Origin of the sequence: Bradyrhizobium sp. TM102, from assembly GCF_009176685.1 — a bacterium.
Classification (GTDB): domain Bacteria; phylum Pseudomonadota; class Alphaproteobacteria; order Rhizobiales; family Xanthobacteraceae; genus Bradyrhizobium; species Bradyrhizobium ottawaense.
Genome location: NZ_AP021855.1, coordinates 3,744,621 through 3,758,508 on the forward strand (window position 1 = coordinate 3,744,621; position 13,888 = coordinate 3,758,508).

Here is a 13,888-nt window from a genome sequence, read left to right on the forward strand (position 1 = left end):
GGGAGAGGGAAGCTCCGCGCTTCCCATCCCTGGCAGTGGCGCGCGGGCGGAGAGCTGCGCTGGCCGGCGCGGCCGCGCATACGCTTCGCTGGTCTGTCTTTGCAGCGGTGGCGACAGGCCCTTCATCTGCACCGTGAGGCAACGGCAGCGCTCGCAACCCATGCTCGCGGCTGCGAATCGAAAGAGCGGATCGCTATTCCACGCTGCCGGCGCCACGACGCAGATCGGCTTCGATCTGTAGCCGCGTGCCGCCGCCGAAGCGGGCACGGTAGACTTGCAGGTTCTCCATGATCCGCTGCACGTAGTTGCGCGTTTCGGAGAACGGAATCAGCTCGACCCAGTCGACCGCGTCGACCTTGGGGTCGCGCGGATCGCCGTAGCGCTCGACCCACTTCTTCACGCTGCCGCGGCCGGCATTGTAGGCGGCAAAGGTCATGATGTAGGAGCCGCGGTAATCCTCGAGCAGTCCGCCGAGCTCGGCCGAGCCGAGCGTGGCGTTGTAGACCGAATCGTTCTTCAGCCGCCCCAGATCGTAAGTCGCGCCGTGACGCTTGCAGACATAGCGCGCGGCGTCGGGCGTCACCTGCATCAGGCCGTAGGCCTGCGCCGGCGAGACCACTGACGGATTGAATGCGCTCTCCTGCCGCGCGATCGCATAGACGATGCTGCGCTCGACGTCGGGACCGATCGGGGTGAACTGCGGAATGCCGTTGACGGGGTAGGCGTAAAAGTCGAACGGCAGGCCGCGATTGAGCGCGGCCTTGCCGAGCAGCAGCATGCCGCGCGCATCGTTGTAGCGCTGGGTCAGCTCGCCGAGGCCGGCGAGTGCTTCGGGATCGCCGTTCTCGCCCATGTCGGCCAGCAGCGGTATCGCCATCTCGCGCTCGTCGAGCTCGTAGAGCAGGTGCGCGGCGCGCACGATCTCCAGCCGCTCGGCGCCGCGGCCGCGCGGCTGGCTGTTGAGCTCGATCTGCGGCAGGCCGAGCTTGGCCCGGGCGAGCTGGCCGTAATAGCTGGTCGATTGTTCGGCCGCGCGGGCATAGGCGTTGCGCGCCTCCTGCTGGCGCCCCGCCGCTTCCGCGGCGCGGCCCTGCCAATAGCCGGCACGCGCCAGCGCGGTCGGATTGACGCTGCCGACGCCGATGCGGGCGAAATGCTGGGTGGCGGCCGCGGGGTCGTTGAGGAAGCGCAGCGCGATCCACCCGGCCGTGAACTCCTGCTCGGTCTTGTAGATGTCGCGCGAGGGCAGTGCGGCGTCGCGCGCGATCAGATAGGCGCTGCGGAATTCCTCGGTGTCGATCATCTTGCGCGCCAAAAGACGCCGCTCGATCCACCATTCGTCGAGATTGTGGAGCCGGTTCGGATCCTTCGGCGCCGACAGCATGAGCTGGGCTGCTTCGGCGAACTTCTCCTCGCGGCGCAGCAGCTGGATCCTGCTGAAGGTGAAGCCGGGGTCGTTGTGCAGCTCGCGGGGCACGGCGTCGAGCAGCGCGCGCGCGTTCGGCGCCTTCTTGACGGCGGCGATGCGGGCCTTGGCGAGTGCGACATAGCCGGCGCCCAGGCGCTTTGCGGCGCGCAGCGCGGCCTCGTTCTCGCTGCCGTAGAGCAGGGTGTCCATCCGCGCCTTCTGGTCGCCCGGCGTCAGCAGGGCGCCGAACTGGTCGAGCGCGTTGTTCTCGGTGTCCTCGGACATCGGATCGCTGCGCCAGGCCTCGCGCACCAGCCGCTCGGCATTGGCGCGGTCGCCGCGCGCCAGCATCGCCTTGGCGAGCGTGAACCGGCCCTTGGCGGAGATCGGAGATTCGTTCTCGAACCACGACCACGCGACGGAATCGTCGCGCCTGTCGTCCCACATCGCGGCCTCGAGGCGCCGGCGCAGGAAGGTTTGCGACGGCCAGCTCGGATTGGCGGAGAGGAAGGCGCGGTAGCGCTCCACGGTCGCGCCATTGTCCTCGCTGCGCAGGATGATCCATTCCGCGAGTTTTCGCGCGACCGGATCCGAGATGCCCGCTGCGACGCTGCTGGCGTCACCCGCCTTGCGCTTGCGCACGAGCTCGATGACGCTCTCGAGGGCGTCCTTGTCACCCTGGGGCGTCGACGACGTCGCAGCGACCGCGGCCGGTATGACCGGCTTGCGCGGCGCGGCATGCTGGCGCGTCGCCGGGGCCAGCACGGGCGCTGCGGCCGGTCTGGCCGCGGGGGCGGAAGGTCTGACGGTGGCGGTCACGGCCGGCGCGGGGGCCGTTTTCGGCGGCGAACCGCTGGCGGCCGGATGCGATTTCGGCGCAGGGGTCGCTACGGCGGGCTTTGCGGCAGGCGTTGCTGCAGGCTTGGGCTTGTCCTTCGCGGGCTCTGTTCCGGCGCTCTTGCCGCCGTCCTTGCCGATCTCCTTGGCCGGTTTCTTCGCAGCGTCCTTCGCCGGAGCGCCAGCGGCACCCTTGCTCGCGCCCTTGCTTGCTCCCTGGCTTGCTCCTTTGGCCGCGTCCTTCGAAGTTTCCTTGCCGGTTCCCTTGGACGAGCCCTTCGCGCTGTCCTTGGCAGCGTCCTTGGCGGCTGGCTTCGCGGTGTCCTTGCCGGCTTCCGCCGTCGTCTCATTGGACTTGGCCAGGGCGGCGCAGCCGACCGACAGCCCTGCCATCAGGCACACGATGAGACCGGTGGATCGCCAGGCGGCACGAGGGAATGAGGTCACGGGTTTGGTCGCCCCGAATCAGTCAAGTGGCTCAAGATCTAGCTGTATTTGATTGAATATGCGGACAAAATACCAACAGCGGCTTACCGCGGGCGGGTTTGCACCACTACCACGGCAAAATCGCGGCCTAAACGGTGCGTCACACGGAAGCGGGCCTTTTACCGGCGGGATAGACCCGATATGAAAGGGGCTTGCTCAAGAGATAGCCGCGTACGGAGGAAGTCCATGGCAGCCAAGACGAAATTCCGGGGGTCGTTCACCGCCTTGGTCACGCCGTTCAAGAACGGCTCGCTGGACGAGGCGGCATTCCGATCCCTGGTCAACTGGCAGATTTCGGAGGGCACCAACGGCCTGGTCCCGGTCGGCACCACCGGCGAGAGCCCGACGCTCAGCCATGACGAGCACAAGAAGGTGGTCGAATGGTGTATCGCTGAAGCCAAGGGCCGCGTGCCTGTGATCGCCGGTGCTGGCTCCAACTCGACCAAGGAGGCGATCGAGCTCGCCCAGCACGCGGAGAAGGCCGGCGCGGACGCCGTGCTGGTGGTGACGCCCTACTACAACAAGCCGACCCAGGAAGGCATGTACCAGCACTTCAAGGCGATCAACGACGCGATCGGCATTCCGATCATCATCTACAACATCCCGCCGCGCTCGGTGATCGACATGTCGGTCGACACCATGAAGCGGCTGTGGGAGCTCAAGAACATCGCCGGCGTGAAGGACGCCACCGCCAGCATGGTGCGCGTGTCGCAGCAGCGTGCGGCGATGGGCGAGGATTTCAACCAGCTCTCGGGCGAGGACGCGACCATCATCGGCTACATGGCGCATGGCGGCCACGGCTGCATCTCGGTGACGTCGAACGTCGCGCCGCGCCTGTGCTCGGAGTTCCAGGCCGCCTGGGCGAAGGGTGACCATGCCACCGCGCTGAAGATCCACGACAAGCTGATGCCGCTGCACAACAACCTCTTCATCGAGAGCAACCCGGCGCCGATCAAGTACGCGATGTCGCTGCTCGGCAAGCTCGACGAGACGCTGCGGCTGCCGATGGTGCCGGTCTCCGAGCCGACCCGCGTTGCCGTGCGCAGTGCCATGGTTCATGCTGGGTTGATCAACTGATGGGTTGACCAATCGGGGGGGGCCGTTCATGAGCGTCGACGAGAAGGGCAGGCGGATGCTCACGGAGTTCCGCGAATTCGCCATGAAGGGCAACGTCGTCGATCTCGCGGTCGGCGTCATCATCGGTGCGGCCTTCGGCGCCATCGTCACCTCGCTGGTCGGCGACATCATCATGCCGATCATCGGTGCAGCGACGGGCGGCCTCGACTTCTCGAACTACTTCGCCCCCTTGTCGAAGGCGGTGACCGCCACCAACTTAGCGGATGCGAAAAAGCAAGGCGCCGTACTTGCTTACGGTAGCTTCCTGACGCTGACGATCAACTTCATCATCGTCGCCTTCGTGCTGTTCCTGGTGATCCGCGCCATCAACACGCTGAAGCGGAAGGAAGAGACCAAGCCCGCGGAGCCGCCGAAGCCGTCGGCGGAGGTCGTGCTGCTGACCGAGATCCGCGATCTCCTCAAGAAGTGACGCGCGCGCTTCATCCAAACTGTTAGCATCGCTGCGCATCGCGCTCAGGTTTCGTCGCCATGGCTGAAAAGAACGAACGTCCGATCAAGGTCATGGCGGAAAATCGCAAGGCCCGCTTCAACTATGCGATCGAGGATACGATCGAGGCGGGGATTGCGCTGACCGGCACCGAGGTCAAGTCGATCCGCAACGGCAAGAGCACGATCGCGGAGTCCTATGCCGATTCCAAGGACGGCGAGATCTGGCTGATCAACGCCACCATTCCCGAATATCTGCAAGGAAACCGCTTCAATCACGAGCCCAAGCGGCCGCGAAAGCTGCTGCTGCATCGCCGGCAGATCAACAAGCTGATGGGCGCCGTCGACCGTGAGGGCATGACGCTGATCCCGCTCAAGCTCTATTTCAACGAGCGTGGTCGCGCCAAACTGCAGCTTGCGGTTGCAAAGGGCAAGAAGCTCCACGACAAGCGCGAGACCGAGAAGAAGCGCGACTGGAGCCGGGAGAAGGGCCGCCTGATGCGGGCGAGGGGATAGCGAGATGAACCAACGGAACCTGCTCGAGGTCGATTGGAGCCAGATTCCCGCACCCGAAGACGACGGCGCCGCCGCGCATCTGACCGGCATGACGTTGCCGCCGATCGGCCTGCTCGCGACCAACGACACCTCGGTGACGCTGTCGGCGCTGCGTGGCCGGACTGTGGTGTTCGCTTATCCCCGCACCGGCGAACCCGGCAAGATTTCGTTGGTCGACGATTGGGACATGATCCCGGGCGCGCGCGGGTGCACGCCGCAGACTTGCGCATTTCGCGATCTGTTCGCCGAGCTGAAGGGCGCCGGCGCCTCCCACGTGTTCGGCCTCTCGACCCAGAGCAACGCGTACCAGACCGAGATGGCGTCACGGCTGCATCTGCCGTTCCCCGTGCTGTCGGACGAGAAGCTGGCGCTGACGCGCGCGCTCAATCTGCCGACGATGGAGGTCGCGGGCCTGACGCTGATCAAGCGTCTTGCGCTGATCGTCGACGACGCCAGGATCACGCATGTGTTCTACCCGGTGTTTCCGCCCGACCGGAACGCAGGCGACGTCCTGGACTGGCTCAAGGCCAATCCGGCCAAAGCCTGAACCCGGGCGCTAATCGAGATCGGCCTTCACCTTCGCGAACACCGACCGGAACATGTCCGGCGTCAGCACGCCGGTATTCGTGTTGTAGCGCGAGCAGTGATAGCTGTCGTAGAGCCTGAACGCGCCGGCCTGATGCACGGCGCCGTGGCCGAAGGGGGCCTGCGAGGCCTTCAGGTTCAGCGGCTTGAGCACGCTGTCGTGCGCAATCCGCCCGAGCGCGATGATCGCGCGCAGCTTCGGCATCGTCTCGAGATTCGCGACGAGGAACTGGCGGCAGGTGTTGATCTCGACCGGCAGCGGTTTGTTCTGCGGCGGAACGCAATGCACTGCATTGGCGATCCGGCAGTCGACCAGCTTCAGGCCGTCGTCGGGACGCGCCTGATAGGTGCCCTTGGCAAATCCATATTCGAGCAGCGTGGCGTAGAGCAGGTCACCGGCGTAGTCGCCGGTGAACGGCCGTCCCGTGCGGTTGGCGCCCTGCATCCCCGGCGCGAGGCCGACGATCAACAGGCGTGCCTTGACGTCGCCAAAGGGCGCGACCGGCGCGTTGTGCCACAACGGCTCGCGCGCCCGGTTCGCCTCGCGAAAGGCGACCAGGCGCGGACAGAGCGGACAATTGCGGTCGGGAACGACGGTTGGAGCCTGGCGACTTGACCGGGCCGCCTCACTCCTCGAAGTCGTCATCGCCCCTCGGCGCCACGGTGGTTGCGCGCTGGAGGAATTGCGGGGCGTGGTGGCGGGCCTCGCGATCGCCGCGGTCGCGCGGGGCGGGGCGTTCGGAGGGATCGCGGCCGAGCTTGGATTGCAGCTCGACGAGGTCGGTGAAGACGTCGGCCTGGCGGCGCAGCTCGTCGGCGATCATCGGCGGCTGGCTGGCGATGGTGGAGATCACCGTGACCCGCACGCCGCGGCGCTGCACGGCCTCGACCAGGGAGCGGAAGTCGCCGTCACCGGAGAACAGCACCATCTGGTCGATGTGCTCGGCAAGCTCCATGGCGTCCACGGCGAGCTCGATGTCCATATTGCCCTTGACCTTGCGGCGGCCGGAGGCGTCGATGAACTCCTTGGTCGCCTTGGTGACGACGGTGTAGCCGTTGTAATCCAGCCAGTCGATCAGCGGGCGGATCGAGGAGTATTCCTGATCCTCGATGATGGCGGTGTAGTAGAACGCCCGAAGCAGCGTGCCGCGGCTCTGAAACTCCTTCAGCAGGCGCTTGTAGTCGATGTCGAAGCCCAGAGTTTTCGCCGTCGCGTAGAGATTGGCTCCGTCGATGAAGAGCGCGATCTTGTCGGTAGAGGAAGGTGACATTCAGTTTGCTCGCGTAGTGTTCGTGATTGATCGTTTATTGTTGGCGCGGCGGCAGGAGGCCGCGCAATTGTAGAGTGCCGCTAAAACCCATCGAAACCGCAAATCCGGAGAAGTCGGGGCAAACAAGGTATAGTTATGGCGGACTTTCCATACACCCGGCGCCGCCATCGATGGCAGCCCGGGTAACCACCCATCCCAGCCCCAATGTGGGGGTAGCAGAGCCGTTTGGCGAGGCCAAATCACAAATTGGCCTTGCGAAACCGCCCCAGCCCCTATAACTAGCCCCAATCATCCACATATTTCGTCCCACCCACAACGGAGCGACAGTCCATGGCTCGCGTCACCGTAGAAGATTGTATCGACAAGGTCGACAACCGGTTTGACCTGGTCCTGCTGGCCGCCCACCGTGCCCGCATGATTTCGTCCGGTTCACAACTAACGGTTGACCGCGATAACGACAAGAACCCTGTTGTGTCTTTGCGCGAAATTGCTGACACGACCATTTCGCCCGAGGACCTGCGCGAGGAGCTGGTGCACTCGCTCCAGAAGTTCGTCGAGGTCGACGAGCCCGAGCCGGATACGGTGCCGTTGATCGGTTCCGCGGGCGCGAGCGTCGATGCGGACGATACCGAAGTCGCCGTCGAGCGCATGACCGAAGAGGAGCTCCTGAAGGGACTCGAAGGCCTTGCGCCGCCCGAGGAGCAGCCCGAGGAAGACGAGTAAATCGTCCGTCGCGATCGTCGATGTCTTGTGATTTTATCAAAGGCCCGAACCGGTGTTCGGGCCTTTGCTTTTGTTGACGTTTTCGTGGTTACCATGCGTTGTACTTGGCGATGCGTCCTGTCACTGAATTGATCGGACACAAGCGCGATCGGAGCTAAGATGTATACAGCGGGCCGGCTCGGGCTCGTTTGAAGGCAGGACGGGATGGTATATCGGCGCCGCAGATCCACGCAGATGCAGGCCGCAACCGAATCGGTTGCCGTGGCCCCGACTGCGCCGGTCGCGCGCCCGGCCAAGCCGCGTGCGCGCATGATGCGTCAATATGACCTCGTCGAGCGCGTCAGGTCCTACAATCCCAACACCAACGAAGACTTGCTGAACCGCGCCTATGTCTACGCCATGAAGGCGCACGGCTCGCAGACCCGCGCCTCGGGCGATCCGTATTTCTCGCACCCGCTCGAAGTGGCAGCGATTCTCACCGACCTCAAGCTCGACGACGCCACCATCGTGGCCGCGCTGCTCCACGACACCATCGAGGACACCGAAGCGACGCGGGCCGAGATCGACCAGATATTCGGGCCGGAGATCGGCGCGCTGGTCGAGGGCCTGACCAAGCTGAAGCGGCTCGAGCTGGTGTCGCGCGAGGCCAAGCAGGCCGAGAACCTGCGCAAATTATTGCTGGCCATTGCTGACGATGTCCGCGTGCTCCTGGTCAAGCTCGCCGACCGCCTGCACAACATGCGTACGCTGGATTTCGTGCCGACGGAATCGCGCAGGCGCATTGCCGAAGAGACGCTCGACATCTATGCGCCGCTGGCGGGCCGCATGGGCATGCAGGAAATGCGCGAGGAGCTGGAGGATCTGTCCTTCCGCACCCTCGATCCCGAGGCCTATTCGGTGGTGATGCAGCGGCTCGACGCGCTCGCCGAGCGCAACCGCAACCTGATCGGCGAGATCGAGGACCAGCTCTCCAACAATCTGCGCCACCGGGGCTTAGGGGCGCGGGTCTATGGCCGCCGCAAGAAGCCGTTCTCGATCTGGACCAAGATGGAGCGCAAGTCGGTCGGCTTCGAGCAATTGTCCGACATCTTCGGCTTCCGCCTCGTCGTCAACGACATCGAGGCCTGCTATCGCGCGCTCGGCATCGTCCACACCACCTGGCCGGTCGTGCCGGGACGCTTCAAGGACTACATCTCGACGCCGAAGCAGAACGACTACCGCTCGATCCACACCACGGTGATCGGCCCCGGCAACCAGCGCGTCGAGCTGCAGATCCGCACCGAGGCGATGGACCAGATCGCCGAGCGGGGCATCGCCGCGCACGTCTTCTACAAGGAGGGCGTCGGCTCGCCGACCGAATTCCTCAAGCGCGAGTCCAATGCGTTCGCCTGGCTGCGCCACACCATCGGCATCCTTTCGGAGAGTGCCAACCCGGAGGAATTCCTCGAGCACACCAAGCTCGAGCTGTTCCACGACCAGGTGTTCTGCTTCACCCCCAAGGGCAAGCTGATCGCGCTGCCGCGCCACGCCAACGTGATCGACTTCGCCTATGCCGTGCACACCGACGTCGGCAATAGCGCGGTCGGCTGCAAGATCAACGGCCAGTTCGCGCCGCTGTCCTCGGAGCTGCAGAACGGCGATGAGGTCGAGGTGCTGACCTCGGAAGCGCAATCGGCGCCGCCCTCGGCCTGGGAGACGCTTGCGGTCACCGGCAAGGCGCGCGCCGCGATCCGCCGTGCCACGCGGACTGCGGTGCGCGATCAATATGCCGGTCTCGGCCGGCGCATCGTGGAACGCCTGTTCGAGCGCGCCAAGATCGAATACGCCGACGACAAGCTCAAGGGCGCGCTGCCGCGGCTCGCGCGCACCTCGATCGAGGACGTGATGGCGGCGGTGGGCCGCGGCGAGATCAAGGCCTCCCACGTCGCGCGCGCGATGTACCCCGACTACAAGGAGGAGCGCATCGCGCGCTACGGCGTCAAGAAAGGGCTTGCCGCCAAGCTCAAGGAGAAGTCGTCGGAGCCGCCGCGCAGCCCGGTCGCGATCCCGATCCGCGGCATCAATTCCGACCTCCCGATCAAGTTCGCGCCGAATGGCGGCGCCGTGCCGGGCGATCGCATCGTCGGCATCGTCACGCCGGGCGAGGGCATCACGATCTACCCGATCCAGGCGCCGGCCCTGAAGGATTTCGAGGAGGAGCCGGAGCGCTGGCTCGACGTCCGCTGGGACATCGAGGACTCCGCGCCGCAGCGCTTCCCCGCCCGCATCAAGGTCGAGAACGTCAACGAGCCCGGTGCGCTTGCCCAGATCGCGACCGTGATCGCCGAGCACGACGGCAATATCGACAACATCAGCATGCAGCGCCGCTCGCCTGATTTCACGGAGACGACGATCGATCTCGAAGTCTACGATCTGAAGCACCTCAGCGCGATCCTGGCCCAGCTGCGCGCGAAGGCGGTCGTCGCCAAAGTCGAACGTGTTAATGGATAGACGTCTTCCGCAGCCGTCCGTCCCCCGATTTCGTGAGTTTCTGAAATGCCCGCAATTCCGCTTCGCCTCGGCGTCAATATCGATCACGTCGCAACCGTGCGTAACGCGCGCGGCGGCCGCCATCCCGATCCGGTGCGCGCGGCGCTGATGGCCATCGAAGCCGGCGCCGATGGCATCACCGCCCATTTACGCGAGGATCGCCGCCACATCCGCGATGAGGACATGGCGCGGCTGAAGGCCGAGATCTCCAGGCCGCTCAATTTCGAGATGGCGGCGACCGACGACATGATGCGCATCTCGCTCGCGACCAAGCCGCACGCGGTGTGCCTGGTGCCGGAGCGCCGGCAGGAGGTGACCACCGAAGGCGGGCTGGATGTGGTCGGCCAGCACAACGCGCTCGCGCCCTACATCGCCCGGCTGAACGATGCCGGCATTCGGGTCTCCCTGTTCATCGCCGCCGATCCCGCCCAGATCGAGATGGCGGCGCGGCTGCGCGCGCCGGTGATCGAGATCCACACCGGCGCCTGGTGCGATGCCGTGGTCGACGGCCACACCGCCAAGGCCGAGGCCGAATGGCAGCGGATCGTGGCGGGGGTGAAGCTGGCGAAGGCCGCCGGGCTGGAGGTTCATGCCGGGCACGGGCTCGACTATGCGACGGCGGAGACGATTGCCGCGCTTCCAGAGATCATGGAGCTCAACATCGGCTACTACATGATCGGCGAGGCACTGTTCGTCGGTCTTGCCGAGACGGTGCGCTGCATGCGCGCGGCGATGGACCGCGGCCGGAGCCGGGCATGATCATCGGCATCGGCTCCGACCTGATCGACATCACCCGCGTCGGCAAGGTGATCGAGCGCCATGGCGAGCGCTTCCTCGATCGCATCTTCACCGCGGCCGAGCGGGCCAAGGCGGAGCGGCGGGCCAAGAACGAGAAGATGGTGGTGGCGACCTACGCCAAGCGCTTTGCCGCCAAGGAGGCCTGCTCCAAGGCGCTCGGCACCGGGATCCGGCGCGGCGTCTGGTGGCGCGACATGGGGGTGGTCAACCTGCCGGGCGGGCGGCCGACCATGCAGCTGACCGGCGGGGCGCTGGCCCGGCTCCAGGCCCTGACCCCGGAGGGGTTCGAGGCGCGGATCGACCTGTCGATCACCGACGACTGGCCGCTGGCGCAGGCCTTCGTGATCATTTCCGCCGTCCCGCTGCCGAAACCCTGAGGGGGTCCGGCGATTTTACGATTTGTGTTGTAAGTCAATAACTTATCCAGTTTTGATGCGATCCTTGATTGCGTGGCCTCCGACAACCGTCTAAAAGTCCGCGGACACAAAATCAGCTTGGGCGAATTCGGCTTTACGCCGGAATTGGCCCTCACTATCAGAATCAGGACAATCTCCTTGCGCCGCGAACCGGTGGGCCGTTCGCGGGAGGAGGGCGCTCTGTGATCGCCGGGCGGAATTGAGAGAGCAATGAGCGTGACTTCAGGAACGAAAACTGAGAGCGGCGTCGGTGAAACGATCCGGGTCGTGATCCACGCTCTCCTGATCGCGCTGGTGATCCGCACCTTCCTGTTCCAGCCGTTCAACATCCCGTCCGGCTCGATGAAGGCGACGCTGCTGGTCGGCGACTATCTGTTCGTCTCGAAATATTCCTACGGCTACAGCCACTATTCGATTCCGTTCTCGCCGCCGCTGTTCTCCGGGCGGATCTGGGGCTCGGATCCGAACCGCGGCGACATCGTCGTGTTTCGCCTGCCGAAGGACGATTCCACCGATTACATCAAGCGCGTGATCGGCCTTCCCGGAGACCGCATCCAGATGCGGGACGGGCTGCTCTACATCAACGACACGCCGGTCGAGCGGCAGCGCATGAGCGAATATGTCGGCGAGGAGCCCTGCGGCTCGGAAGGTGGCGGCATCTCCCGCGTGAAGCGCTGGAAGGAAACGCTGCCGAACGGGGTGTCCTATGAGACGCTCGATTGCGCCGACAACGGCTACGTGGACAACACCAACGTCTACACCGTGCCAGCCGGCCATTTCTTCATGATGGGCGACAACCGCGACAATTCCACCGATAGCCGCTTCCTCGGCCAGGTCGGCTATGTGCCGCAGGAGAATCTGATCGGCCGCGCCCAGATGATCTTCTTCTCCATCGCCGAAGGCGAGCATGCCTGGATGTTCTGGCGCTGGCCGTGGGCGGTGCGCTGGAATCGATTCTTCAAAATCGTCCGATGAAAGACGAAGCCAAGGACATCGCGATCCAACCGACCGAGGCGCAAGCCGCTCCTGAGAGCGAAGCTGCAGCGAAGACGCCTGCAAAGAAGAAGCGGACACGGAGCAGCAAGGCCAAGGGCACCGATGCCAACGCGGCGCTCGAGGCGCGCATCGGCCATAGCTTCGCCGACCCGAATATGCTGATGCAGGCGATCACGCATGTCTCGGCGCTGAAGTCCGGGCGCAAGCGGGGCGACAGCTATCAGCGCCTGGAATTCCTCGGCGACCACGTGCTCGGGCTGGTCGTCTCCGACATGCTCTATCACGCGTTCCCGAACGCCGATGAGGGCGAGCTGTCCAAGCGTCTTGCCGAACTCGTGCGCAAGGAAAGCTGCGCCGACGTCGCCAAGTCGCTCGGTCTGCTCGACGACATCAAGCTCGGCTCGGTCGGCTCCAGCGCCGACGCGCGCCTGCGCAAGTCCATCCTCGGCGACATCTGCGAGGCCGTGATCGGCGCCGTCTTCCTCGACGGCGGGTACGCGGCGGCGTCCGAGTTCGTCAAGCGCAACTGGACCGAACGCATGCACAAGCCGCGCCGTCCCTTGCGCGATCCCAAGACCGTGCTGCAGGAATGGGCGCAGGGCAAGGGACTGCCGACGCCGGTTTACCGCGAGGTCGAGCGCACCGGCCCGCACCACGATCCGCAATTCCGCGTCGCGGTGGACCTGCCGGGGCTCGCGCCGGCCGAGGGCATCGGCGGCAGCAAGCGCGCGGCAGAGAAAGTAGCAGCTTCAGTGATGATCGAACGTGAAGGCGTTGGCGGCGGCAATGACGGCTGAAACAAGCGGCGAGGCGCCCACTGCCACGCGCTGCGGCTTCGTTGCGCTGATCGGCGCGCCGAATGTCGGCAAGTCCACGCTGGTCAACGCGCTGGTCGGGGCCAAGGTCACGATCGTCTCGCGCAAGGTGCAGACTACGCGCGCGCTGATCCGCGGCATCGTGATCGAGAACAACGCGCAGATCATTCTGGTCGACACGCCCGGCATCTTCCTGCCGAAGCGCCGGCTCGACCGCGCCATGGTTTCGACCGCCTGGAGCGGGGCGCATGACGCCGATCTCGTCTGCGTGCTGCTCGACGCCAAGACCGGGATCGACGAGGAGGCGGAGGCGATCCTCACCAAGGCGGCCAGCGTCAATCACGAGAAGATCCTCGTCATCAACAAGGTCGACCTGGTCCAGCGCGAGAAACTGCTGGCGCTGGCGCAGGCCGCCAACGAGCGCATGAAGTTCGCGCGGACCTTCATGATCGCGGCGATCTCGGGCGACGGCGTCGACGACCTCCGCAAGACTCTCTCCGAGATGGTGCCGGCGGGTCCGTTCCTTTACCCAGAGGACCAGATGTCGGACGCGCCGATGCGGCAGCTGGCGGCCGAGATCACGCGCGAGAAAATCTATCAGAAGCTGCACCAGGAATTGCCCTACCAGTCCACGGTCGAGACCGACAAGTGGGAGGAACGCAAGGACAAGTCGGTGCGGATCGAGCAGACGATCTTCGTCGAGCGCGAGAGCCAGCGCAAGATCGTGCTCGGCAAGGGCGGCGCCACCATCAAGTCGATCGGCGCGGACTCGCGCAAGGAGCTGATGCAGATCCTGGACGTGCCGGTCCACCTGTTCCTGTTCGTCAAAGTGCGCGAGAACTGGGGCGACGATCCCGATCGCTACCGCGAGATGGGCCTGGACTTTCCGAGAGAATAACCAAGAAA

The 13,888-nt window shown here is 65.1% G+C and carries 14 protein-coding genes; 11 read left to right on the forward strand and 3 right to left on the reverse strand.

Going from position 1 to position 13,888, the window contains the following annotated elements; genetic code table 11:
• Positions 1–193 precede the first annotated feature (193 nt).
• Positions 194–2,638 (reverse strand): lytic transglycosylase domain-containing protein, encoded by a 2,445-nt coding sequence (locus GDN70_RS17930; RefSeq protein WP_038972465.1) that lies wholly within the window; start codon positions 2,636–2,638, stop codon positions 194–196.
• A gap of 279 nt (positions 2,639–2,917) precedes the next feature.
• On the opposite strand from GDN70_RS17930, the gene dapA reads away from it, so the two are divergent.
• The 4 genes from dapA to GDN70_RS17950 are packed head-to-tail and all read left to right on the forward strand — an operon-like array spanning position 2,918 to position 5,396.
• Complete coding sequence (dapA, locus tag GDN70_RS17935) at positions 2,918–3,808, forward strand: 4-hydroxy-tetrahydrodipicolinate synthase (protein ID WP_018320002.1); 891 nt, start codon at positions 2,918–2,920, stop codon at positions 3,806–3,808.
• A 55-nt stretch (positions 3,809–3,863) separates the two neighbouring features.
• The gene (gene mscL, locus GDN70_RS17940; protein ID WP_028144386.1) at positions 3,864–4,277 is read left to right on the forward strand and encodes a large conductance mechanosensitive channel protein MscL; all 414 of its coding nucleotides are present in this window, start codon (positions 3,864–3,866) and stop codon (positions 4,275–4,277) included.
• 59 nt (positions 4,278–4,336) lie between these two features.
• Positions 4,337–4,810: an SsrA-binding protein SmpB gene (smpB, locus tag GDN70_RS17945; RefSeq protein WP_018320004.1), complete on the forward strand. Its 474-nt coding sequence runs from the start codon at positions 4,337–4,339 to the stop codon at positions 4,808–4,810.
• A gap of 4 nt (positions 4,811–4,814) precedes the next feature.
• Positions 4,815–5,396, forward strand: a complete 582-nt coding sequence (locus GDN70_RS17950) for a peroxiredoxin (protein WP_028144385.1) — start codon at positions 4,815–4,817, stop codon at positions 5,394–5,396.
• A 9-nt stretch (positions 5,397–5,405) separates the two neighbouring features.
• Here the strand turns inward: GDN70_RS17950 and GDN70_RS17955 are convergent, their stop codons facing one another.
• Both GDN70_RS17955 and GDN70_RS17960 read right to left on the reverse strand, forming a co-directional pair.
• Positions 5,406–6,080, reverse strand: a complete 675-nt coding sequence (locus GDN70_RS17955; RefSeq protein ID WP_038950895.1) for a uracil-DNA glycosylase — start codon at positions 6,078–6,080, stop codon at positions 5,406–5,408.
• The gene (locus GDN70_RS17960) at positions 6,061–6,705 is read right to left on the reverse strand and encodes an NYN domain-containing protein (RefSeq protein WP_028144383.1); all 645 of its coding nucleotides are present in this window, start codon (positions 6,703–6,705) and stop codon (positions 6,061–6,063) included. Before GDN70_RS17960 ends, GDN70_RS17955 begins: the two co-directional genes overlap by 20 nt.
• Before the next feature lie 330 nt (positions 6,706–7,035).
• Between GDN70_RS17960 and rpoZ the strand changes: the two genes are divergently transcribed.
• The 7 genes from rpoZ to era all read left to right on the forward strand — a co-directional run bounded on the left by rpoZ (position 7,036) and on the right by era (position 13,880).
• Entirely contained in the window at positions 7,036–7,428 is a 393-nt protein-coding gene (gene rpoZ, locus GDN70_RS17965; protein WP_008133017.1) for a DNA-directed RNA polymerase subunit omega, read from the forward strand.
• Positions 7,429–7,632: 204 nt separating this feature from the next.
• Positions 7,633–9,918: a bifunctional (p)ppGpp synthetase/guanosine-3',5'-bis(diphosphate) 3'-pyrophosphohydrolase gene (locus tag GDN70_RS17970; protein ID WP_018320008.1), complete on the forward strand. Its 2,286-nt coding sequence runs from the start codon at positions 7,633–7,635 to the stop codon at positions 9,916–9,918.
• A gap of 45 nt (positions 9,919–9,963) precedes the next feature.
• On the forward strand, positions 9,964–10,716 hold the full coding sequence (locus GDN70_RS17975) for a pyridoxine 5'-phosphate synthase (RefSeq protein ID WP_038972469.1): 753 nt from the start codon (positions 9,964–9,966) through the stop codon (positions 10,714–10,716).
• The gene (gene acpS / locus GDN70_RS17980; protein WP_028144381.1) at positions 10,713–11,132 is read left to right on the forward strand and encodes a holo-ACP synthase; all 420 of its coding nucleotides are present in this window, start codon (positions 10,713–10,715) and stop codon (positions 11,130–11,132) included. Before GDN70_RS17975 ends, acpS begins: the two co-directional genes overlap by 4 nt.
• A 249-nt stretch (positions 11,133–11,381) precedes the next feature.
• Positions 11,382–12,146 (forward strand): signal peptidase I, encoded by a 765-nt coding sequence (gene lepB / locus GDN70_RS17985; RefSeq protein WP_018320011.1) that lies wholly within the window; start codon positions 11,382–11,384, stop codon positions 12,144–12,146.
• Positions 12,143–12,964 carry a ribonuclease III gene (rnc, locus tag GDN70_RS17990; protein ID WP_028144379.1) on the forward strand — a complete coding sequence of 274 codons (822 nt, stop codon included), beginning with the start codon at positions 12,143–12,145 and terminating at the stop codon, positions 12,962–12,964. Before lepB ends, rnc begins: the two co-directional genes overlap by 4 nt.
• Positions 12,954–13,880 (forward strand): GTPase Era, encoded by a 927-nt coding sequence (era, locus tag GDN70_RS17995; protein WP_028144378.1) that lies wholly within the window; start codon positions 12,954–12,956, stop codon positions 13,878–13,880. Before rnc ends, era begins: the two co-directional genes overlap by 11 nt.
• Positions 13,881–13,888: the final 8 nt, after the last annotated feature.

Coding starts and splice junctions, on each gene's coding strand:
- GDN70_RS17930 (WP_038972465.1), bottom strand. CDS start 2,638: ATGGCAGGGCTGTCGGTCGGCTGCGCCGCCCTGGCCAAGTCCAATGAG.
- dapA (WP_018320002.1), top strand. CDS start 2,918: ATGGCAGCCAAGACGAAATTCCGGGGGTCGTTCACCGCCTTGGTCACG.
- mscL (WP_028144386.1), top strand. CDS start 3,864: ATGCTCACGGAGTTCCGCGAATTCGCCATGAAGGGCAACGTCGTCGAT.
- smpB (WP_018320004.1), top strand. CDS start 4,337: ATGGCTGAAAAGAACGAACGTCCGATCAAGGTCATGGCGGAAAATCGC.
- GDN70_RS17950 (WP_028144385.1), top strand. CDS start 4,815: ATGAACCAACGGAACCTGCTCGAGGTCGATTGGAGCCAGATTCCCGCA.
- GDN70_RS17955 (WP_038950895.1), bottom strand. CDS start 6,080: ATGACGACTTCGAGGAGTGAGGCGGCCCGGTCAAGTCGCCAGGCTCCA.
- GDN70_RS17960 (WP_028144383.1), bottom strand. CDS start 6,705: ATGTCACCTTCCTCTACCGACAAGATCGCGCTCTTCATCGACGGAGCC.
- rpoZ (WP_008133017.1), top strand. CDS start 7,036: ATGGCTCGCGTCACCGTAGAAGATTGTATCGACAAGGTCGACAACCGG.
- GDN70_RS17970 (WP_018320008.1), top strand. CDS start 7,633: ATGGTATATCGGCGCCGCAGATCCACGCAGATGCAGGCCGCAACCGAA.
- GDN70_RS17975 (WP_038972469.1), top strand. CDS start 9,964: ATGCCCGCAATTCCGCTTCGCCTCGGCGTCAATATCGATCACGTCGCA.
- acpS (WP_028144381.1), top strand. CDS start 10,713: ATGATCATCGGCATCGGCTCCGACCTGATCGACATCACCCGCGTCGGC.
- lepB (WP_018320011.1), top strand. CDS start 11,382: ATGAGCGTGACTTCAGGAACGAAAACTGAGAGCGGCGTCGGTGAAACG.
- rnc (WP_028144379.1), top strand. CDS start 12,143: ATGAAAGACGAAGCCAAGGACATCGCGATCCAACCGACCGAGGCGCAA.
- era (WP_028144378.1), top strand. CDS start 12,954: ATGACGGCTGAAACAAGCGGCGAGGCGCCCACTGCCACGCGCTGCGGC.